The organism is Mucilaginibacter sp. UYNi724 (assembly GCF_054057495.1).
On sequence record NZ_JBSRZI010000009.1, the window covers coordinates 54168 to 76616 of the forward strand.

21 protein-coding genes are annotated in these 22449 nt (G+C 45.2%); 13 read left to right on the plus strand and 8 right to left on the minus strand.

What is annotated here, in order from left to right; translation table 11 throughout:
- Positions 1-52: 52 nt before the first annotated feature.
- From ACVW0P_RS13945 to ACVW0P_RS13960, 4 genes are all read right to left on the minus strand, one after another.
- The gene (locus ACVW0P_RS13945) at positions 53-1117 is read right to left on the minus strand and encodes a hypothetical protein (RefSeq protein ID WP_457132654.1); all 1065 of its coding nucleotides are present in this window, start codon (positions 1115-1117) and stop codon (positions 53-55) included.
- A 69-nt stretch (positions 1118-1186) separates the two neighbouring features.
- Positions 1187-2074 (minus strand): class I SAM-dependent methyltransferase, encoded by an 888-nt coding sequence (locus ACVW0P_RS13950; protein ID WP_457132655.1) that lies wholly within the window; start codon positions 2072-2074, stop codon positions 1187-1189.
- 124 nt (positions 2075-2198) lie between these two features.
- Complete coding sequence (locus tag ACVW0P_RS13955; protein ID WP_354432121.1) at positions 2199-2951, minus strand: ABC transporter ATP-binding protein; 753 nt, start codon at positions 2949-2951, stop codon at positions 2199-2201.
- Positions 2948-3679, minus strand: a complete 732-nt coding sequence (locus ACVW0P_RS13960; protein WP_354432120.1) for an MlaE family ABC transporter permease — start codon at positions 3677-3679, stop codon at positions 2948-2950. The genes ACVW0P_RS13955 and ACVW0P_RS13960 overlap by 4 nt, the downstream gene beginning before the upstream one ends.
- A 94-nt stretch (positions 3680-3773) precedes the next feature.
- Between ACVW0P_RS13960 and ACVW0P_RS13965 the strand changes: the two genes are divergently transcribed.
- The 4 genes from ACVW0P_RS13965 to ACVW0P_RS13980 all read left to right on the plus strand — a co-directional run bounded on the left by ACVW0P_RS13965 (position 3774) and on the right by ACVW0P_RS13980 (position 6903).
- The gene (locus tag ACVW0P_RS13965; RefSeq protein ID WP_457132656.1) at positions 3774-4478 is read left to right on the plus strand and encodes an SDR family oxidoreductase; all 705 of its coding nucleotides are present in this window, start codon (positions 3774-3776) and stop codon (positions 4476-4478) included.
- Between the two features lie 102 nt (positions 4479-4580).
- The gene (locus ACVW0P_RS13970) at positions 4581-5186 is read left to right on the plus strand and encodes a PspC domain-containing protein (protein WP_457132657.1); all 606 of its coding nucleotides are present in this window, start codon (positions 4581-4583) and stop codon (positions 5184-5186) included.
- Positions 5187-5188: 2 nt separating this feature from the next.
- Positions 5189-6187, plus strand: a complete 999-nt coding sequence (locus tag ACVW0P_RS13975) for a LiaI-LiaF-like domain-containing protein (protein ID WP_457132658.1) — start codon at positions 5189-5191, stop codon at positions 6185-6187.
- A 47-nt stretch (positions 6188-6234) separates the two neighbouring features.
- Entirely contained in the window at positions 6235-6903 is a 669-nt protein-coding gene (locus ACVW0P_RS13980; RefSeq protein ID WP_457132659.1) for an RDD family protein, read from the plus strand.
- Positions 6904-7097: 194 nt separating this feature from the next.
- Here ACVW0P_RS13980 and ACVW0P_RS13985 read toward each other — a convergent pair whose 3' ends face one another.
- Together ACVW0P_RS13985 and ACVW0P_RS13990 are read right to left on the minus strand one after the other, a co-directional pair.
- Positions 7098-8435: a TldD/PmbA family protein gene (locus ACVW0P_RS13985; protein WP_457132660.1), complete on the minus strand. Its 1338-nt coding sequence runs from the start codon at positions 8433-8435 to the stop codon at positions 7098-7100.
- A gap of 1 nt (position 8436) precedes the next feature.
- On the minus strand, positions 8437-10071 hold the full coding sequence (locus ACVW0P_RS13990) for a TldD/PmbA family protein (protein ID WP_457132661.1): 1635 nt from the start codon (positions 10069-10071) through the stop codon (positions 8437-8439).
- 309 nt (positions 10072-10380) lie between these two features.
- Between ACVW0P_RS13990 and ACVW0P_RS13995 the strand changes: the two genes are divergently transcribed.
- The 3 genes from ACVW0P_RS13995 (at position 10381) to ACVW0P_RS14005 (ending at position 11579) form a co-directional block, all read left to right on the plus strand.
- On the plus strand, positions 10381-10710 hold the full coding sequence (locus ACVW0P_RS13995) for a hypothetical protein (RefSeq protein WP_457132662.1): 330 nt from the start codon (positions 10381-10383) through the stop codon (positions 10708-10710).
- Positions 10711-10863: 153 nt separating this feature from the next.
- Complete coding sequence (locus ACVW0P_RS14000) at positions 10864-11121, plus strand: hypothetical protein (RefSeq protein WP_457132663.1); 258 nt, start codon at positions 10864-10866, stop codon at positions 11119-11121.
- Positions 11112-11579: a hypothetical protein gene (locus ACVW0P_RS14005; protein WP_457132664.1), complete on the plus strand. Its 468-nt coding sequence runs from the start codon at positions 11112-11114 to the stop codon at positions 11577-11579. The genes ACVW0P_RS14000 and ACVW0P_RS14005 overlap by 10 nt, the downstream gene beginning before the upstream one ends.
- A 250-nt stretch (positions 11580-11829) precedes the next feature.
- On the opposite strand, the gene ACVW0P_RS14010 is transcribed toward ACVW0P_RS14005, so the two are convergent.
- Both ACVW0P_RS14010 and ACVW0P_RS14015 read right to left on the minus strand, forming a co-directional pair.
- Entirely contained in the window at positions 11830-12459 is a 630-nt protein-coding gene (locus ACVW0P_RS14010) for an RDD family protein (protein WP_457132665.1), read from the minus strand.
- 48 nt (positions 12460-12507) lie between these two features.
- Positions 12508-13134 carry a DUF4159 domain-containing protein gene (locus tag ACVW0P_RS14015; RefSeq protein WP_354431759.1) on the minus strand — a complete coding sequence of 209 codons (627 nt, stop codon included), beginning with the start codon at positions 13132-13134 and terminating at the stop codon, positions 12508-12510.
- A gap of 255 nt (positions 13135-13389) precedes the next feature.
- Between ACVW0P_RS14015 and ACVW0P_RS14020 the strand changes: the two genes are divergently transcribed.
- The 6 genes from ACVW0P_RS14020 (at position 13390) to ACVW0P_RS14045 (ending at position 22447) form a co-directional block, all read left to right on the plus strand.
- Positions 13390-14385 (plus strand): AAA family ATPase, encoded by a 996-nt coding sequence (locus ACVW0P_RS14020; RefSeq protein ID WP_457132666.1) that lies wholly within the window; start codon positions 13390-13392, stop codon positions 14383-14385.
- 144 nt (positions 14386-14529) lie between these two features.
- On the plus strand, positions 14530-15387 hold the full coding sequence (locus tag ACVW0P_RS14025) for a DUF58 domain-containing protein (RefSeq protein WP_457132667.1): 858 nt from the start codon (positions 14530-14532) through the stop codon (positions 15385-15387).
- Positions 15388-15392: 5 nt separating this feature from the next.
- The gene (locus ACVW0P_RS14030; protein ID WP_457132668.1) at positions 15393-16841 is read left to right on the plus strand and encodes a BatA domain-containing protein; all 1449 of its coding nucleotides are present in this window, start codon (positions 15393-15395) and stop codon (positions 16839-16841) included.
- A complete protein-coding gene (locus ACVW0P_RS14035) occupies positions 16834-18960 on the plus strand; it encodes a hypothetical protein (RefSeq protein WP_457132669.1) in 2127 nt (708 codons plus the stop codon). Before ACVW0P_RS14030 ends, ACVW0P_RS14035 begins: the two co-directional genes overlap by 8 nt.
- Complete coding sequence (locus tag ACVW0P_RS14040) at positions 18960-20705, plus strand: hypothetical protein (protein ID WP_457132670.1); 1746 nt, start codon at positions 18960-18962, stop codon at positions 20703-20705. The genes ACVW0P_RS14035 and ACVW0P_RS14040 overlap by 1 nt, the downstream gene beginning before the upstream one ends.
- Before the next feature lie 104 nt (positions 20706-20809).
- Positions 20810-22447 (plus strand): TldD/PmbA family protein, encoded by a 1638-nt coding sequence (locus ACVW0P_RS14045; protein WP_457132671.1) that lies wholly within the window; start codon positions 20810-20812, stop codon positions 22445-22447.
- The last annotated feature ends 2 nt before the right edge of the window (positions 22448-22449 follow it).

Here is a 22449-nt window from a genome sequence, read left to right on the forward strand (position 1 = left end):
TGTGTTATGGCGGTAAACCAATCTCTATTCACCGCTCCTCGGTCACTAATACCTATTGATACTGTATATACAAAGGGTACGGGCTGTACCTCGATATTACCTCTGCAGGTGATAACATATGGTTAGGTGCTTTCTTGATGTCGTTTTTGTAGAACAGTTTAAAGCCCGTGAATTGAACCGGCTCCTGGTTAATAAAGTAGCGGTAGGTGCCTGTTTTCAAGTCAGGTTCGCCCCATCCGTCCATATCCATTACTACCTGTACTTCGGGGCGTAATTTGATGTTTTTGTAGTTGGTAACCATCTTTTTAGTAAAGCGGTGTACAACCAATATTTTTGGAGGCAGGCCGTTCTTTTTAACAATGCTGGCTAAGTAACCGGTTACATAGTTAATATCGGCAGCATCGTATGTGCCAATTTTTTTGCCGGGCTTGCTGCCGTCTTTCATAGAAAACTCAGGGTCCATACCAAAATGTACCTGTGGCATTTTTAAGTATTTTTCAAATAAAGGTAACTCAGCCTGTATGTTGCTTAATGCCACCTGCACATCTAAGAAAACAATGGCATGCGCTTTTTTGGCTAATACCAATATACTATCAATTTGCTTAAATGGCATGCGGTAACGGTATTTACCATCTTTACCGCCATCGCCTTGTGCTACTACAGCAATGTAGTGCAGGGCAGGTTGTACAGGTGTTTTAGGATCGGCTTTTTCCCAGGCTTTTACTTCGCCTTTTAGTTTGGCAAGCATTTCATTTGGCGGCAATTCACCCAGGATGCCCATTTTTTTAGAGTATAGGTTACCGTAAAAAGATACTATACGTTTAAAGGGTAGTATGGCACCACCCAGGGGGTAAGGCTGGTTTTTAACCGGCCACCTGCCGCTGGTATCGGTATGCGCGTTAAATTTCAATAACGAATCGTATTTGGCTTTATCAATTGGCGGGTAGGTCGATTTTACTGTGCCTAAAGTATCGGCCTCTTCGCCCGGTGCTTTCGCGGTGGTATCGCCTCCCTTTTTATCGGCTGTTTTGGTGCTGCTGTTGCTGTTACAAGCCGGCAATAATGCTACCGAGCCTAACACGACAAGTGCTGAAAAAATTACGCTTTTTAATTTCATAGATAGATGGGGTATTGAGTATGTGTGTGGTTAAATATAATGCTTGTAAAGATATAATTTACAAGCCGCTTAGCTTTTATTTTTGTAAAATTTACCGAATACGCCTAATGGTAATTTAGGGCCTGCTGTAGCTTGTAAATACAGCTCGCCTATCTCTAAATTCTCAACTTTAGGGTACGCGCTTTTAATAAGGTTTTCGATAATGACAGATGAAAAGCCAAGCGAGTAAGTATTCAGGATCAGGAAGTGTTCTTCGGGATCAAGCAATTGCATTACATCGCTCATCATCTCGTTAATGTTATCTTCCAGTTTCCATTTTTCGCCGTTAGGGCCGTTACCGTAAGCAGGCGGGTCAAGGATGATACCATTGTAGGTTTTGCCGCGCTTTACTTCGCGCTTAACAAATTTAAGGGCATCCTCCACCATCCAGCGGATATCTTTTAATCCCGATAGTTCCTGGTTCTCGTTTGCCCAGGTAACCACTTGTTTTATCGAATCTACGTGCGTGGTATCGGCACCTGCCGCACGGGCAATTAATGATGCGCCGCCTGTGTATGCGAACAGGTTGAGCACCTTTGGCGTTGGCGTTTTAAATTTTTTGATATTGTCTGATATATAATCCCAGTTAACGGCCTGCTCCGGGAAAATGCCCAGGTGCTTAAAAGAGGTTAACCCCAGGCGTAACTTGATAGCTACATCGTTATTTTTGTATTCCACATGCCAGCGGTCGGCAATTTTTGGGTCTTTCTTTACCCAGTCGCCGGCGGTTGCGCTGCGGCCTTTAAACTTTATGTGGTGCAGGCGCTGCCAGTCGGCAGGGCTAAGGGTTTTGCTCCAAACGGCTTGTGGCTCGGGGCGTATCAGTATGGTATTACCAAACCTTTCCAGTTTTTCAAAGTCGCCGCAATCAATCAGCTCGTAATCTTTCCAGTGGGTTGGTGTAAGGAGTTGGATCATTTTTTTTTGAGTATCAAGTAGCAAGTATCAAGTAGTTAGATCTTCTTGCCAACGGCAAAGGTAGGAAAATTGCTAAAGTTGGGTCTTGATACTTGATACTAATTACTTGCCACTACTAACAGAACTATAATTTATCCTTAGCCGCCTGCATAAATTTACTGGCAAATACAAAATCGTTAAGTTCTTGATTGTCGGTTTTAGCAATTTCTTTATTAGAACCTTCCCACCATTTTTGGCCCTCGTGTAAAAAAATGATATGATCGCCAATTCCCATTACCGAGTTCATATCGTGGGTCACAATAACCGTTGTCATGTTATATTCTGTGGTAAGGTCGTTGATCAGGTCATCTATCAGGATAGAAGTTTTTGGGTCAAGGCCCGAGTTTGGCTCATCCACAAATAAAAACTTGGGCTGCATGGAAATGGCGCGGGCAATACCCACACGTTTCTTCATACCTCCCGATAGTTCGGCGGGGTAAAGTTTGTTTTTATCTTTAAGGTTTACACGCTCCAGGCAAAAATTGGCTCGTTCCTGTTTTTCGGCAGCCGATTGCTCGGTGAACAGGTTAAGCGGGAACATGATGTTCTCTTCCACCGTCATGCTGTCAAACAAGGCCGAGTTTTGGAAAAGCATCCCAATTTGCGTACGGATAGGTACACGGGCGGTAAAATCCATCTCGGTAAAATTATCTTCCTCAAAAAAAACCTGGCCTTTGGTAGGTTCATGTAAGCCTACGATACATTTAAGCAAAGTAGTTTTGCCCGAGCCGGAGCCGCCTATAATAAGGTTGTTTTTTCCGGTTTGGAAAGTAGCACTGATGCCTTTAAGTACATCATTATCGCCAAAGGTTTTATAAATATCTTTGATCTCGATCATAACATTAAACTGGTGATCATAAGGTCGGCAAATAAGATCCACACACAACTAAATACCACGCCCTGTGTAGCCGACTGGCCAACCTCAAGCGCGCCGCCCGATGTGTAAAACCCCTGGTAAGAACATATGGATGCGATAAGGAAGCCAAATACAAATGCTTTCACTAACGCTACGCGGATGGTTAAACCATCAAAACCATCGTTAACACCCATCAGGTAATCTGCAGGGGTAATGCTGCCGGTAACTAAACAAGCGATATAACCACCGGTGATGCCTAATGCAATTGATATGATAACCAATAGCGGTACCATGGTGATAGACGCCAATATTTTAGGGGCTATTAAATAACCCGGTGCGTTTACGCCCATAATCTCCAGCGCGTCTATCTGTTCGGTTACGCGCATGGTGCCAATGTTCGACGCGAAGTTTGACCCTACACGCCCGGCCAATACCAATGATGATATGGTTGGGCTAAACTCCAGAATGTTGGAGTCGCGGGAGATGCTGCCGGCAATACTGCGGGGCACCAACGGGCTGGATAACTGGAAGGCCACCTGGATGGTTGTTGCCGCGCCAATAAATACGGATATAATGCTGATGATACCTAACGAGCCAATGCCCACAGAAACCATCTCGCGCATTACCTCGGCCCAGTAAACTTTAAATTTCTCTGGTTTTTTAAAACTCAAACCCAGTAAGAGTATATATTTTCCTAAGCTTTGAAACATTCGTTGGTCGTAAATAATTCGGTTAAAAATACATTTTTTAATATTAAGCTATATTGCCGCTTCAAATTCAATCAATATTAATTGATATTTAAGTATGAAAAACGCCCTCATCACCGCAGCAACAAAAGGCATTGGACGCGCTGTTTCAATCGCTTTTGCTAAACAAGGAATAAACCTGTCGATTTGTTCTCGAAATGAGGAAGATTTATCAAATTTTAAACAGGAGTTGCAAAGCATCAATCCCCAAATTACGGTAATAACCATGGTTACAGATTGCAGTAAGCGCGATGAACTGATAAATTTTGGCGTATTCACCGAGAAAAAGCTGGGGTTCGTCGACGTTATTGTAAATAATGTGGGTATGTATAAGCATGTATCTATACTTAACGACAGCGAAGATTCCTTCCAAAAACAGATAGATACTAACCTGCTTCCGGCCTATGAACTGTACCGTTTCTTCGGTAAACGCATGGTTTCTGTCGGTAAAGGGCATATCTTCAATATATGCTCGGTAGCAGCTATAAACCCCATAGCAGAGGCAGGTATGTATAGTGTAACTAAATATGCACTTTTAGGTCTTAATAAGGTAATGAGGCTCGAAACGCAGGGACATGGTGTTAAGGTAACAGCAGTGATCCCGGGGTCAACATTAACAGATTCGTGGAAAGGCGTTGAGGTTGATAAAAACACAATGGTACTCCCCGAGGATGTAGCATCGGCAATAGTAAACATATTAAATATGAGCGCCGGGGCAAATGTTGATGAAGTGGTTATAAAACCTGCGCCGGGCCAGATATAAGCCTCTCCCCAAACCCCTTGCCGAGGGAGAGGGGCTTTAAAAACAGAAAGTCTCCCCTATCGGGGGAGATTTAGAGGGGGCTAACATTTAAACTAAAAGATAATGGAAAAGAAACTTTACAGAGACGAGCACCGCAAGGTTATAAGCGGTGTATGCGCAGGTTTAGCCGACTACTTTGGCGTGGACGTATCAATAGTACGCGTACTATTTGTAGTATCAATGTGTTTAAAAGGTGTGGGCTTATTGCCGTACATCGTTTTATGGATAGTATTGCCAAAACGCCCGTTTGGGTTTAATGAGCCATTTAAACCGGGTGTAACACCGGGCTACAACCCCAACTACCAACAAACATATGGCGATATAAAGGTAGATTACACGGTGCCTAAGCCACCATTTCCCGGCCAGCCGTTCCCTCCATATCAACCTATCAAGAAAACTTCAAACGTAGGTGTGATATTCGGTGTGATACTAATAGCACTTGGAGCCATATTTTTGGTAGATCAGTTAGACATCATTCCTGATTGGGACTTCGAAAAACTTTGGCCTGCAATATTAGTAGCAGCGGGTGTAGCTATAATTTTTGGCGGCAAAAAACAACCATGGGAAAAAGAAGGCTGGGTTGCCGACAAAAAGGAAGCGGATTTTACCACTCAACCTAAAACCGAAGCAACAGAAGACAACCAAACCGATAACAATCCAACTGTATAGTTATGAAAAGCGAAAAATTAATACCAGGCCTTATCCTGGTCCTTTTAGGAACCGTGTTCCTGTTAGATAATTATCATGTAATAGATTTCCATTGGGGAAACATCTGGCACTTGTGGCCAATATTCCTGATCATGGGTGGTGTAAACCTGGTGTTTGCTAACAATAAAGCCCCATGGGCAACCGCGCTTAAAATTGGCGTGGTGGTATTAGGCTTTGCCCTATTGGTATTTGGCCATTTTGATAACCGCTGGTTTAGGCCCGGCCACTGGAACTTTAACGACAAGGGCTGGTATAAAGACGGTGACGACAATGACAACAACGACGACGATGATGATGACAACGGCAGCGATAGCACCGGCATTGTAAAAGTAGAGGGTAGCAGCACCTACACCGAGCCTTTTGTGGCAACCGCTACATCTGCAAGGTTAGAGATAAGCGGTGGCGGTACTGTATATACATTGAAAGATACAACCAACCAGTTGTTTACCGCAACTACCCGCGAGCGTTACAACAGGTACATCTACACCCATACAATGGATGGCACAACACCTGTTATAGGGTTGCGTATGAAAGAAAAAAAGGGCCATATCAATTGGGATAGCGATAAAGGTAACTCGGCCACTATAAAATTAAATACCCGGCCAGAATGGGATATCAACGTAAAAGCCGGCGCTACCGAACTGGATTTTGACCTGTCGCCATATAAAATTAAACGCTTTGAGATAAACGGCGGCGCGGCATCGTTCCACATAAAACTGGGCCAGCCATTAGCCGAAACCAATGTAGATGTTAATACAGGGGTATCCGAAGTAGAGATCAGCGTGCCGGCAAACGCGGCTACCCGTATCACGGCAGATACCGGCTTATCATCAAACGAGTTTAACGGCTTCGATAAAAAAAGTGATAACACTTTTGAATCTGCAGGGTTTGCTACCGCTAAAAATAAGATCATCATCCACGTAAAAGGTGGCCTATCTGATGTTAAGGTAGTTAAATATTAATAGTTTTATTGCCGGATGGTTGCCCCTAATGTTTAAATTTGAACGCTATGCAACCATCCGGCAATACTAATTTACAGCCCTCAACTAATGATGAATATACCCTCGTCATCAACGGTAAGCCCAATGGCCCATTTACCATAGCGCAGTTAAAAGAGCGAAAAATTAAGCCCGGCGACTTTGTAAAAACTCCCGCGATGAACGATTATAAAGAAGCACACGAAATAGCTGCGTTAAGGCAGCTATTTGGCTTTGCAAGGCGCCCGCTGCCCATGCAGTACTTCGGTAGTTTTGACCAGCGCGCCATTGCCATGGTGATAGACTGGTTAATTGTACTTAGCGTGTTTGTACTGGCGGCATTTATAGTGATGCTGGCAATGTTACTGGCCCTCCGGGGGCCGGATAATCAAACACTACGCATGGGTATCACCCTAGGCATCGTTGCATTAACCCCCATCGCGAAGATCATTTACAACGTGAGGATGGAAAGCGGCCCCAAACGCGGCACATTTGGTAAACAACTGATGAACATCCGCGTATGTGATAATTACGGCGAGCAGATTACCCAAGGCCAGGCCATTGGCCGCAATATGGGTAAGTACCTGTCTGTAGCAACGCTTTTTATAGGCTACATCATTTGTTTTTTTACCGCGAAACAACAATGCCTGCACGATATAATGGCTGATACAGTGGTGATAAAGGATAGGCTGGACGGGTAACTGAATGTGCGGATATGCAGATGTGCGTATGTGCAGATATGCAAATGAAAGACTGATCCGAAGGGAAAATATAACTTTCTTGTTTTCTACGACCCGTCAATGACGCGCGGAGAGAATAGGAACAAAATAGCGATGGGTTTTATACCCATCGCTATTAACGCTTGCAAACTGCAAACTAAAAACTGCCAACTGACCTACACCGCGTCAGACAGTGAGCTAAATGTAAAGTCGCGGATACGCATTGGGGGTATCAGGGCGCTTTGGCTGCTTTCGCCACTTACGGTGCGCTCCGTTTTGCCAAGGGCATCCAGGTTGTTCAGCATAATAACAGGGCTTTCGTTAAAGCGCATGTTTTTTATCGGGAACTTTATCTGTCCGTTCTCTATGTAAAAAGTACCATCGCGGGTAAGGCCGGTATAAAGCAAGGTTTGCGGGTCAACCGGGCGTATGTACCACAGGCGGGTAACCAATATACCTTTTTCGGTGCCCTTTATCAGGTCCTCCAGGCTTTGGGTGCCACCTTCCATAATAATGTTGGCAGCGCCGGGCACAGGTTTAACACCTTTCTTTTGCGCCCAGTAGCGCGAATAGCTTAAATTTTTGATCACCCCTTTTTCTATCAGGCTCATCTTATCTAATGGCATGCCCTCGCCGTCGTAGGTGGTGGCAGGTAGCTCGGGGTTGGTAGGGTCGGCGTAAATATTTACGCGCTCGTCAACCAGTTTTTCGCCAAGGCGGGTTTTGCCACCCGGTTTGCTCAAAAAGCTACGGCCTTCATCGGCGCTACGCGCGTCAAGGCTGCCGTATAACTGCTCAAGCAAAACAATACCTGCGGCAGGTTCTAATATTACGGTGTATTTACCCGGCTCAATAGCTTTTGCAGCAACAGATCCGGCGGCTTTTTTAGCAGCTATAGCCGAGAAGGCTTTAACATCCAGCTTGCCTATATCATCGTAATCCTTAGTAACATAGCCGGACCCTTGTCCATCTGCCGTACGCATGGTTGCCGAGAAATTGACGTTGGTGCCACGGTTAAATACAAACAGGCCTTTAGAATTCATCATGGCGCTGCTGGCCGAACTATCCTGCAAAAAACCAGCTGCTATAAGTTTGTTTTGCTTAGATATATTTAGGCTGTCCTCCACCATTTTGCTGCGCTGTGCGGGCGTTATCGCGGCTGTAGCAGCCACAAAGGTTTCGCCGTGGGCAGGGTAGGTTTGCGGGCCAAGCATCGGCATATACTCCGGGTTTTCGGGTGCAAATTGCGCAAGCTCTTCCGAGCGTTTTACCGCTTTTTGGATCGATTCGTCGCTGTAATCATTTAAGGTGATAACGCCCAGTTTTTTGCCAAAGGCCGATGAGATCGACATGCTGCTGCTGCTGATAGCGCCGCTTGTTGATACGTTGTTGCGGGCAAAACGTACGTTTGCCGAATCTGAACTGTAAATGCTAACCTGGCATTCATCAGCTTTTGAATAGCTCAGCACCTTTTTTAACAGGGTGCGGCATTCGTTTTCAGTTAATATTGCCATGTTATATTTTTCTTGCTGTGTTAATTACGTTAACCCCGTTAAAACGGGCTGTTGATGAACCATGAGATACAGCGCTGGACTGCATTGGCTGGCCCTTGCCGTCAAAGAACGAGCCGCCTAAACGGTAATCGTCCTTATCGCATACTGCGGTACACGAGTTCCAGAATTCCCGCGTGTTGGCCTGGTAGGCAACATCGTTTAGCATGCCCACTATTTTACCATTCTTGATCTCGTAATAAAGCTGCCCGCTAAACTGAAAGTTGTAACGTTGCTGATCTATCGAGAACGAGCTATCACCGATAATGTAGATGCCTTTCTCTACGTTTTTGATCATATCCGCAGGGGCCATTTTCTCTTTACCCGGTTGCAGTGATATGTTTGGCATGCGCTGGAATTGCACGTCGCGCCAGCTTTGCGAGTAGCAGCAGCCTTGCGACTCCTTTAGCCCGATGATGTGCGCCTGGTCGCGAATGGCCTGGTAGTTTACCAACACGCCATCTTTAATGATATCCCATTTTTTGGTGCCAACGCCTTCATCATCGTAACCAACCGCACCAAGCGAACCCGGCTGCAGCTTATCGGCCACAATATTTACGTTTTTACTGCCGAAATTGAACTTGCCCGATTTCCATTTGTCCAGTGTCAGGAAACTGGTACCGGCAAAATTGGCCTCATAACCCAGCACACGGTCAAGCTCCGAAGGGTGGCCTACAGATTCGTGAATGGTTAACCACAGGTGACTTGGATCAAGCACCAAATCATATTTGCCCGGCTCTACTGTTTTCGCTTTCAGTTTTTCGGCAGCTTGTAGTGCCGCCGCGCCTGCGTCTTCCAGCATGTCGTAGCGGTCGCGGTATAGGGTGGTCTGGCTTTTTATTTTGTCGCTTTCGCGTGGTTGCAGGTATTCGTAACCCATGCCGCGCGGTGCGCTAAGCGAACTGCGGGTTTCAAACTTGCCGCTCTTCTCGTCAATTTTGGTAACCCCAAATACCGGCCAAATGCGGTGGATATCCTGGTCGATGTAGGAGCCGTCTGTAGATGCAAAATATTTTTGCTCGTTCACCATAAACAGGATCGAGTTAACGTAGTTGGCGCCGTTTTTAAAGGCGGCATCGTTAACAGAAAGCAGCAGGTCGGTTTTTTCCTTCATCGGCACATCAAAGGCGTTGCGTTCGATAGGTGTTTTCCAGGTAACCTCACCATACCCTTTTTGCGGGGCCAGCTGCACCGGCTCGCTTTGCAGGCGCGAGTTTTCTTTGGCAATGGCCACAGCAGTTTCTGCCGCGCGTGCAATGCTATCGTTATCCAGTTTATCTGTAGCGGCAAAGCCCCAGCAGCCGTTGGCAATAACACGGATGCCCATGCCATAGCTTTCGGTATCAACAATATTCTCAATGTTTTTATCGCGGGTAACCACATACTCGTTCAAATAGCGGCCAAGGCGCACATCGGTATAGGTAGCGCCTTTGGCGCGTGCAGCGTTAAGGGCTACATCGCTCATGCGTTTTTTAATGGCCACATCAACATCGCGCATGCGCGTGCCCGGCACAATTGGCGAACCGGCGGCCGTAAACTGGCTAAGCATGCCGGCACTTATGCCCATGCCCGTAAGGTAGAGGAAGTCTTTTCTTTTCAAAGTGGGTCAGTATTAAAGCCTAAATATAGCGATTAAAGGATGATGTGCAAATGTGCGGATGTGCAAATGTGCAAATGCGGGGATGTGCAAATATGCAAGTGATTTTGAGTTCCCCTCTTGAGAGGGGTAAGGGGTGTGTTATTAAAGTGATAAGTAAGTTATCATGGTGAGCCCGTCGAACCAATAACCGCGTGTAGAAGTCTTCGACAAGCTCAAACGGACAAAGTGAAAAATCAAATTCCCTCTGAAGAAGAGTTAGGAATTGTGTTAACGATTAAATATTAAAGCGTTTAGTTATATATTTAAAGCATGATAGTACATTTTATACAACATAAGGGCAGGGGAGGCTGGGTATTAGGCGTTCCGCTTATTTGTGGAGTAGTGTTGTTTACGTTATCTGATGCTTTAGGTGTAGATACCCCATATCTGCGCCCGGCATGTTTTTTTATATCTGCCGCAATTGTTTGGTTTGTTGACGACGGGCACCACCTAATTCAATATGGCCATAGTACCAATAAGAGGAAAAATACTTTTATGTGGATAGAAATGAAATACTGGGCAATACCATTAACAATTGCCGGTAGCGTTTCGCTCGCTGTAGTAAAAAAAAATATGAAAAGCAAGTGCAGTGGTATTTAGTTTGGGGCAGCCCCGCTATACGAGGTATACGCTGCTATCGGGTTTATTAATTGCGGTTGTGCCTCGGGTTTGGAACACGCGGCAAGTTTGTGTCAACAGTGAAGGTTTACGATAGCGAAATAATATTTAATTAATTTTAGGGACCACTGGGCTATGCTTGATAGTTATTTTGATCAAGCAGTACAAACATTAAAAGCCTGGGACAATTCGGCTCATACAGATAAGGAATATACAATGACCATGCTATTTGGATTAGATAATGGAACTGATTTACTACCGATGCAAGGATCACTTAAAGATGAATATAACAAAATCATGTTAAGGAAAGGAATTACTCAATCCGATCTGGATAAATTTTGGCCTACGCAACTTAAGTCTACAAATAATAAACTACCAGCAGGATGCCAATAATCAAATATTCCTTCCTTTTTTTACTTTTATATTTAAAAGTAGAAGGGTCACAAGCGCAAAACACTGTTTTAGTAGTATCTAATAATTATTTATTAGATACTACTAAAACGCCAGCTACTGATAGACTGTGGAGTACTTACACGGAAGGCCGAGTAAAATTTTTTCAATTAAATATCTATTCAGCCTGTTCTCCATTATTATTGGATAGACCTACATTTGCTTACAGTAGCAATCAACAAACTCCAAAGTATCTTAGTAAAAATGAGTTCGATTTACTTAAAAAAGTTTCTTTGTCAGATTTGATAAAGAGTTTAAAACAGTTTGCAGACGAAGACAGCAAGATTGATATACATTCGAAAAGAATATTTTTTTTAAATATTATAGAGCCTTCCTCAAGTGGATATACGATAGTTAAAACGCAATTAGATGGTAGTGGACCTAAGAAAGTCACGAATTAAATTAAAACATGAAGGCGGGTATTTGCCGCTATATATTTTTTACCCAACTCGTGGTGGCGCTATTTTGTCAGTAGTAAGGTTTTTTTAATTTGCTGATTATTAGCATGTTCATGATGTTCACTATGTGTTCACGGACGTGAACGTGAACATTTGGGTTGTAAACGACGTCAGCCCGGGCTTGCCGAAGGCGGCTAATGGTTCGACAGGCTCACCACGACAACTCCTAAACATCCGCATATCTGCACATCTGTTACCTATTCCTAACCAACACGTAGGTTTTGGCGATCTTGTCGTGCCAGGCTTGCTTGCGGTCGTCCCATAGCACGCTCAGGTAGCCTATTAGTAGTGCCAGTTTCGAGAGTAATTTGCTAAAGTTGCGGATAAGGGCTTTGCCATAACCTAAACGGCGGCCATCGGCATCAACCACAACTAAACCGCAAAACCTTTTGCCAAGGCTGCCCTGTATAGGCGATGCCTCCAGCGCGGCACTGTAAAAGGTAAACGCCAAAAAGTTTAGCAGGCTGATCTGGAAAAAAAGCGGCAGGTCTGCCGGGGTCATGGTATTTTCACCTATCTTTTTATAAAGCGGCGCCGTAATATCCGAGGTGAAAAGCGATAGGATATTAGAGATAATGAACGAATCTATCACGTAAGCCAGCAGCCTCCACCAAAAACCGGCAAGGTTATCTTCGGTAGGGAAATAGATACCGTTCGCTTCAAAATAATTGAAAAGCTCTGGCATGTCGGCGGCGCGTTGCCAGTCATCGGCCTGCGGCGAAAGCACCATGGTATCCAGGTCGATACCCATTTGCATCAATTCTTCTAATGTATAAGGGCCTTTTTCCTCGTTGCCCTGCGATATGTGGTAAACGTCTGTCATGCGTGTTTTAAAACTTGGCGAAAGGTAAGCAAAATTGGCCTTACCCGATTATGAATTTAAGGCGTAAACAATAATGTTCACCCCAAATTTGGTATTGTCTTCGGCCAGGAAACGTTTGTTGCGGAAATCGTAATCCCACTCGCAGCCGTAATCTTTACTACTATATAAAACGCCGATGCGGCCGTTTATTTCGATGGCCTTGAGATAGTCGTGCACCAGGTCGTCACCCCAGCCATTCAGCTCAAAGGAGGTGGTTGGTGGCCCTTTCTCAAACTTAAAAAAGGAATGGTACAGCCTATGGTTGTTCGGGATCTTCTTCATAGCAGCCGGCCCAAACAAAGCCACCATCTGCGCCTCGAACGATTTAGCGAACAGCCCGTCGATATCGTGGTTGCAATCATCCACAAATACAAAGCCGCCGTTTTGAACGTACTTTTTAAAGTTGGCTTTTTCCTTAGCATCAAACTGTACCAGCTTATGGCCGCTCAGGTAGCAAAAAGGGTAGGCGAAAATATCGTCGCTGCTCAGCGGGATCACCTTTTCGTGTTCGTCAATTGGGATGGTGGTGTACTCAAGCAGCGAATTAAGCAGGTTGGACGGCATGCGCTGATCGGTGTCCCAATCGCCGCTGTGGTAGCTTAACCTTGTAAAGGTAAATTTTTGTGCGTACGCCATTTGTAGTAAACCCCAATAGTAATCGGGACTAAAATTAAAACAAAAATACTGCCCGCTTCCATTAATAAACCGCTGATGTTGTAAAGTTTTAGATACTTTGTTGAGATTTTGACAAAAAAGCATGGTATTTAGTTAAAAGCATAATATCTTGTAGCTCTCCCCGGCCCTCTCCGAGGGAGAGGGAGTTTAAGAAAAATATAAATTCTGTTCCCTCTCCTTCGGAGAGGGTTAGGGAGAGGCTAAACATACAACACATTGGAACTTACCGAGAAAAATATACAAGCCCTGCTGCAAAAACTACCTCAGTTAAAAAACGAGATCCAAAAGGTAATTGTAGGGCAGGATGCCATTTTGGACGAACTGCTGGTAGCATTTTTGGCCGGCGGGCATTGCCTGCTGGAGGGGGTACCCGGCCTGGCGAAAACACTGATCGTTAAGACCATGTCGCAAGCGCTGCACCTGGCGTTCAGGCGCATCCAGTTTACGCCGGACCTGATGCCGACCGATATCATCGGTACCGAAATTTTGGAGGAAGACCATGCCACAGGCAAGCGTTTCTTTAAATTTAATAAAGGGCCGTTATTCGCTAATATTATTTTGGCAGATGAGATCAACCGGACGCCGCCCAAAACACAGTCGGCCCTATTGGAAGCCATGCAGGAGTTTGAGGTAACCTATGGCGGGCAAACTTACCCTCTGGATAAACCTTTCTTTATTTTGGCTACCCAAAACCCGATTGAGCAGGCGGGTACCTACCCATTGCCCGAGGCACAACTCGACAGGTTTTTGCTGCTGATAAAAATCGGCTACCCAACCCCAGAAGAAGAATTTGCGATACTGAACCGCACCACCGGCACCAAAAAGGCCGATGTGCAGGCCGTAATAACCGCCGAAGAAATTATACAGGCGCAAGTCCTGGTAAGGCAGGTAACCATCAATGAAGACCTAACCCGCTACGTAAGTGAATTGATCCGCGCCACACGCCCTGATACTACTACGGTAGCTTATATAAAGGAATGGGTACGCTGGGGTGCTGGCCCGCGCGCGGGGCAGGCTTTGATATTAACGGCTAAGGCACGCGCGTTATTAAAAGGCAGGTATTCGGTATTGATGGAAGATATCCACGCTATGGCCCCTGCCGTTTTAAGGCATCGCATCCTCATGAATTTTAAAGCTGAAGCAGAAGGCATCAACTCTGACAGGGTAACCGAGGAACTGATAAAAGTTGTAGAACGCAAAGGTGGTATCTAATCCAGATTACACCGATTTAAAAATTTACACGATTTGATTTGAAATTGTATAAATCGCCCCAATTGTATAAATCCAGGTTCAGACAAATAATCCGAAATCGTACATCTAAAATCTGAAATCAAATTGCTTAATCCTAAAGTATTAATGACCATTAAGGATTTGCCATTATTGGCGAAAACGGTTATTGATGGCTTTATGAACGGGTTTAACAAAAGCACCGTTAAAGGGCCCGGGCTGGAGTTTAGCCAGTACCGCAGCTACCAACCGGGCGATGATCTGCGTTGGCTGGACTGGCGGATGTTTGCCCGCAGCGACAGGTATTACATCCGCGAGTCGGAGGTAGAAACGAGTATTTCCGTCAGGTTTTTGCTGGATGCCAGTGCATCTATGAACCACGATGATGACGGGGTTAAAAAAATAGCATACGCCAAAGCGCTTACCGCTTCTTTAGCCTACCTCGCCAATTTGCAGGGCGATTCGGTAGCGTTGAATATATTTAAAGACGGAGAACTTTTCTCCATGCCCTCCAAGCCGGATCCGCAGCATTTGCAAAGGCTGTTTTACAACTTGCAACAGGTTGATCCGGCAGGCACATTCACTAAGCCGGTACATTATAAAGAGCTTTTTGCAGGCAACGGCCGCAAGGAACTGTTGGTCTTTGTGACCGATATGTACCAGGCGGATGGTGAAATAAATGCGCTGCTCAACTCCTTATCGGCCCTGCGCCACGAGATCATCGTGTTTCACCTGATGGGGCAGAACGAACTGGATTTTGACTTTAAAGGTTTTTCTACACTCAAAGACCTGGAAACCGGCGAGACCATCCAGGTAAACACCGAGCGCGCAAAGGAAACTTATAAAGAGCGTTTGCAGGAACATTTAGCGGCTATAAAAAGCAACCTCACGGCAAAACGCATCGTATATCAAATGGTGAGCACGGCACAGCCTTTAGATGAGGCCTTGCGGGCATTTTTGGTACAGCGTAAAAAGGGGGGGAGATAGGCTATATGCAATTTTTAAATCCCACATGGTTTTTTGCATTAGCCGCGCTCAGTATTCCGGTTATTATCCACTTGTGGAATGTAAGGCCGGGCAAAACGTTAAAGGTGGGCAGTATTTCGCTGATTACCGAAGCGTCGAAGAGCACAAGCCGCAGCTTTAAGCTGCTTAATATTTTACTGCTGATATTGCGTTGCTTATTGCTGGCTTTGTTGGCCATGTTGCTGGCGGCACCGGTTTGGCAAAAGGCAGCATCCACACAAAAGGCAAAAGGCTGGCTGCTTATCCCTAAAGAGAATTTTAAAGAAACCTATCAAAAATTTAAACCCGTGTTAGATTCATTAAATAAGGCCGGTTACGAGTTTCATTATTTTGACAGGGGATTTGCAAAGAACGATTTAAATAAGCTACTAACCGATACCACCATAAAAGATACTGCCGCCAAAGCTAACTATTGGAGCCTCATCAGGGCTTTGGATAGCAAGGCCTCGTCGGCCATGGCTGTATATGTTTTTACGCCAAATAGTATCAATCATTACCAGGGGAGTAAGCCGCAAGTAGACCTGAACCTGCATTGGCAAACTTATGCCACGGCAGATTCCGTTAGTAGATGGATAGCCTCGGCGTTATTAACAAACAACAATTTGGTGAAAGTAACGGTTGGCAATAGCAACCCTATCGGTACAACTTATAGTAGCCAAATATTGAAAAATGGCGGCAATGGTGATATCCAGGTAAGCACCCAAAACGGATTGCCAATGGTCATCTTAAAAGGTGCAAATACCGTTGTTGTTGATACCAATACCATGCGAATTGCCATTTATACCGATAAATATGCAATGGATGCCAGCTATTTAAAAGCGGCCCTATCGGCAGCGGTTAATTTTAGCGGGAGGAAGGCTGTGATCAAACAATATGGTAATGCATTACAAATCCCCGGCGGGCAAACCTGGGTTTTTTGGTTGTCAGAACAACAGGTAAATAGCGCTGTAAAAAGTAAAAATATTTTAAAGTATGAAGCCGGTAAAATTATCGATGTAAATACGTGGATAAAACCGGGGCATGTCATGCTTACAAGAGCTATTACGCCAAAAGCAAATGAAGAAGTAATTTGGAAGGATGGTTTTGGTAAACCGGTATTGGGTTTGGATGGTAATACCTATCATTTTTATAGCCACTTTAACCCATTATGGAATGATCTGGTTTGGAGCGACGAGTTTCCCAAAATGATCCTGAAGCTAATAGAGCAGCCTAATATTCAACCCGCACAATACGATAAACGTGTTCTAAGCGACTCCCAAATACAGCCGTTTAATATAACCGGGAATAAAACGATCATATCAGCTAAGGCAACCGAGCAAACGGACTTATCACGATATTTTTGGTTGTTACTCGTAGCTATATTTATTGCGGAACGCATCCTCGCACACAAAAGTAAAACCTTAAGCGATGGTTGAGCAGGGCGGGTTACATAAGATACGAAGTTTGCGCCTGCGCTGGATAATTTACCAGGTGCTGGAGGATGTGCTGTACTCGTTGTACGCTGCTTTGTATGTGGGCGCGTTGGTGTATTATTTATGGTTGCCAAGTTTATTATGGGGCTTTATCACATTCCCGGTTGCCCTTGCCCTTCTATTAGCTGTTAACCGCCCGTGGCGAATGACGGACGAAAAAATAGCCGCATTTTTAAATAAGGAGTATCCCGAACTGCATGAGAGCAGCCAGCTTTTACTGATCCAGGAGGGCGAGTTAAATCCGCTGCAAACCCTCGCGTCAACAAAAACATCGGCTGTTTTGGTCGATCTAAAAGTGTCACATAAGCCTTTCGCTAAACGATTGATAACCGCTTTCTTCTTTTTGATTATTGCTACAGGTTTAATATGGGGACTTGGCAAGATCTTCCATATCGAACGGATGTTTTATGGGCCCAACCGCCCGGTTGCCGTTTGTGCCCCTGGCACCATGGATATGGCCGAAAAAGTTTTGCCACAAATAAGCAGCGTAGAAATTACGATCGCCCCGCCCGCTTACACAGGTAAGCCAAAACACACGCAGGATAAATTTAACCTGTCTGCAGAGGAGGGGGCAACAGTTACGTGGGTCATTAAAACCAATATAGCCGTTAAAAAAATAGCGGTACAATTTATCAAGAACGGCGAATTAATATTACAAAGCAATAAGAAACATACCGAGTGGTATGCTTCTAAACAAATTACTAGGCCGGGCTTCTACCAGCTAACTATCGACGGTAAAATATCCGATTATTATTATATCCAGGTGGTTAAGGATGCTGCCCCGGTGATCCATATCAGATCGCCAAAGCAATACACTTATATAGATGCCGGCGAAGCGCCAAAGGTGACCATAAATGCTACGGTGAACGATGATTACGGGATTGCTTCATCAACTATTATTGCTACCGTTGCCAAAGGCCGCGGCGAAGGGGTGAAGTTTAAGGAATACAAACTCAATTTTTCGCAGGGCTTTGAAGCGCACAAATCCAAATACGATCTGCAAAAACTGATAGACCTGCCAGGTTTGAACATGGAGCCCGGCGACGAGTTGTATTTTTACATTCAGGCGCAGGATACACACAAGCAACTGAGCCGCACCGATGTGTACACCGTAAGCATCCAGGATACCGCCGAACTATTAAGCATGAATGGTGTGCTATCAGGTGTAAACGTTAAGCCGGAATTTTTCAGGAGCGAGCGCCAGATCATCATAGATGCCGAGCAATTACTGAAAGATAAGGACAGCATCAGCATAGAGAAATTTAACGCCCGCAGTAACGACCTGGGTATCGACCAGAAATTGTTGCGCCTGCGGTACGGCAAGTTTCTGGGAGAGGAAGGCGAAGATGCTATTGGCGCGCCAAACAATGACCCTGCCAGCCCGGCTGATTTTAGCAATGCCACAAAGATACTGAAAGAATATACCGACGACCACGACAATGCCGAAGACGCGGGATTTTTTGAACCCAATATAAAAGCCCAGCTAAAGGCCACCCTTACGGAAATGTGGAAAGCCGAGTTACAACTGCGCCTTTACAAACCCCAGGCCGCGTTGCCGTTTGCTTATAAAGCGTTACGGTTATTGAAAGACCTGCAGCAAAAATCCCGCTCGTATGTAGCCAAAACGGCTTACAACCCCGCACCGTTAAAACTCGAGAAACGATTGAGTGGTGAGCTGGATAAGATCATCCAGCCCGTAGACAAGCAGGAAATAAAAGCCCCGGTCGACCAGTTGGACCTACTTAAAAAAGCGGTAAATGTATTGGAAGGTTTAAAGATAGACCCTGTGCTAAATTCGATAGATAACAGGACGCTTCAAATGGCTAACCAGGAGTTGAGTGTAAGGGCATCGGCGCAGCCGGGTGTTTACCTGTCGGCCCTGAATGCTATGCGCCGCATATTATCATCACCAAAGGCAAACCTTGCTGATGTAAACACGGTAGAACGCGCCATGCAAAAAACGTTAACCGCCCTTAAAGCTATGCCGGCATCGAAGGGTACATCCACAGATATGGGCCTATCCAAACAGTATTATAAAAACCTAAAACAAGCCAACCGTTAATGCAAGCTAACTGGACATATATCGTTATCGCGTTGTGCATTTTGCTTGCTTTAGCGTTTGCCTGGCAAGAGTACAGGCGTGCAAATAAACGGCATGTATGGCTGCGAGTATTGGCGGTTCTCGTCGCGATAGCCTCATTAGCATGTGTTGCTTTGCCGATTGCTTACAATGGCTCAGTAACTAAATCTGATGAGCATAAAGCCATTTTATTGACCGATGGTTTTGATGCGGATAGTTTAAATACAACAGATACAAATTTGGTTACAACGGATGCCTCCGTCAAGAAAAGCTACCCCAAAGTCAAACTCATTAACGGTTTAGATGAGCTGAATAATGCTGATAAGTTGCATATCTATGGTTATGGTTTAAGTACAGATGACTTAGCGCAATTGGATAGCATGCCATTTATATCCCATCCGGTAAAGTATCCAAATGGCGTTATCAGCGTAAACTGGAATGGCCATTTAAAAGCAGGAGACGTATTGCATGTGCAGGGAATTTATAACAACACATCGGCGCAAAAAGTAAAATTGGTGCTTAGCGGTTTAAACACCGATTTAGATTCGGTAATGCTGCCGCCGAATGCAAGGACGGGGTTTGATTTGAATACCATCCCTAAAACCACGGGTAAAATGGTATTTAACTTGCGTGCCGATACTGCTTTACAAGGTAGCATCCCCGTGCAAATTAGTACAGTTAAACCATTAAAAGTGTTGATGCTTTCGGCTTCGCCGGATTTTGAGAGTAAGTTTTTGAAAAACTGGCTGAGCGGGAACGGTTACGCCGTGGCGTTACGATCTGCCATAAGCAAGGGCAAGTTCAACACAGAGTATATTAATATCGCGCAATTTAACTTGGATAAATTATCCACCCAAACACTTAACAAATTCGATGTTGTCCTCGGCGACCTGTCGGTTTTAAATGGAATAAGTCCATCAGAAAGCGGCGCGCTTAAACAAGCAGTGGCTGATAACGGGCTTGGCCTCATTGTTCGGGCTGATAGTGCTGGTAAAACATCATGGCTGCAAAGGCAGTTCCCGGTGGATAGGTCGGCGGGGAAAGACCCAGAACTTACTTCGATCATTATAAACGGTAAAAAAAGTACGGGGAAGTTAGCTTACGGCCCGGCGCATATAGCCTTTCAAAATGGTACGCAGCCATTAATAAAGACCGCGCAGGGGAAAGTGTTGGCGAGCAGCACCATATCAGGAGCGGGCAGGATTGTTTTCACTACACTAAATAATACTTTTAGCTGGTTGCTGAGTGGGAATAAGCAGGATTATACAATACTTTGGTCGGCATTGATTAGCAAAGCGGCACGCAAAGATGAAGCTGTGCAGAATGATATTAAGTTTTCATCCCTGCCTTACGCAGGCGAGCCTGTAAAAGCAGAAATAGCGCAAGGCAAGGCAAATGCCATTGCCATAAATAACGAAACTATCGCATCAGTACAAAACCCCAATGTGCCTTTTGAATACAGCGCGCAGTACTGGCCAAAGGCTGCGGGATGGCAAACTTTGCAAGGCAAAAGCTGGTACGCGTATGCCAAGCAAGACTGGGAAGCGGTACAGGCTGTCCAAAAATTATCGGCTACTGAAAAATATGCTAACACGCACGAAATAAGTGGAATTGTAACAAAACAGATACAGCAAAAAGTACGGATTGATGTGCCGAAAATATATTTTTATATCCTGCTGCTTGCGGCATGTACTTTTCTTTGGGTAGAGGCAAAAGGCCTCATGTAAGTCGTCCCAGAGATGGATGACCCTAAGAGGAATAAGTTAGAACCCTCTCCTTCGGAGAGGGCAAGGAGAGGCTATTTGTAATTTAATTTTTTGGAGGACAAACTTTGAGAAGAAGAGACTTTATTTTTTTAACCGGCGTTGGCGCGGGGGCTATGATGCTCCCCTCGCTAGATGGCTTTGGTAAAAACATCGATGTGCAGCAAGCGCTTGAGGGCGTAGATGTACGCATCAAAAAAGAACTGGCCAATGTAGGGCTTAACACCGCCAAAAGCAATGGCGCAAGCTATGCCGATGTACGTATTGGCCGTTACCTGAACCAGTTTGTGATAACCCGCGAAAACCGCGTAACCAACGTAGCCAATACCGAATCTTACGGTATCGGAATTCGTGTTATTGCCAATGGCTGCTGGGGATTTGCCGCCACTAACGAGGTAACTAAAGAAGGTATTGCCAAAGCCGCTAAACGCGCGGTTGCTGTTGCCAAAGCCAATGCCAAATTAGGCAGCGCGCCGGTACAACTGGCCCCGCAAAAAGGTTATGGCGAGGTAAGCTGGAAAACGCCGATTGAAAAGAATGCCTTTGAGGTGCCCATTAAAGAAAAGGTAGATTTACTGCTTGGCGCAAATGCCATAGCCATGGGTGGCGGTGCCAACTTTGTTAACTCCACCATCTTTGCGGTGAATGAGCAAAAATACTTTGCATCAACCGATGGTTCTTACATCGATCAGGATATCCACAGGTTGTTCCCGTCGTTTAACGTAACCAAAATTGATAGTGCTACCAATTCGTTCCAAACGCGCCGTTCGCTAAGTTCGCCGGTTGGTATGGGTTACGAATATTTGGTGCCGATGGCATCCGAAACGGTACAGGGTATCACCCCGCGCTATAAAAAGCGGTATGATATGATGGAGGACATGAAGTTTGCCACCAAACAAGCCGCCGAAAAAATAGCCGCCAAAACGGTAGAGCCGGGCAAATACGACCTGGTGCTTGATCCAAGCCACCTTTGGTTAACCATCCACGAATCTGTTGGTCACCCAACCGAGCTTGACCGCGTATTGGGTTACGAGGCCAATTTTGCAGGTACCAGTTTCCTTACGTTGGATAAATGGAAATCTGGCAAATTTAACTTCGGCAGCAAAAATGTAAACGTAACCGGCGATAAACTCGAGGTTGGTTCGTTAGGTGCTGTTGGTTATGATGACGAGGGGGTGGGCACAAAGAAATGGGATATTATTAAAGATGGTACGCTGGTTAACTACCAAGCCATCCGCGACCAGGCGCATATCATTGGCCTAAAAGAATCGCAGGGCTGCTGCTATGCCCAAAGCTGGCAGGATGTACAGTTCCAGCGCATGCCAAACGTATCGTTACAGCCGGGAAAAACACCATTGGCGGTTGATGATATGATCAAGAATGTAGAGAAAGGGATCTATATTATTGGCGATGGCTCGTTCTCTATAGATCAGCAACGCTATAACTTTCAGTTTGGCGGGCAGCTGTTCTACGAGATAAAACAAGGCAAAATAGTAGGTATGCTAAACGATGTTGCTTACCAGGCCAACACACAGGAGTTCTGGAACTCGTGCACCGCGGTTTGTGATGAGCGCGACTACCGCCTTGGTGGTTCGTTCAATGATGGTAAGGGGCAACCGAGCCAAAGCAGCGCGGTATCGCACGGGTCGTCAACATCAAGGTTTAACGGTGTTAATGTAATTAATACAAAAAGAAAGATCGGATAACA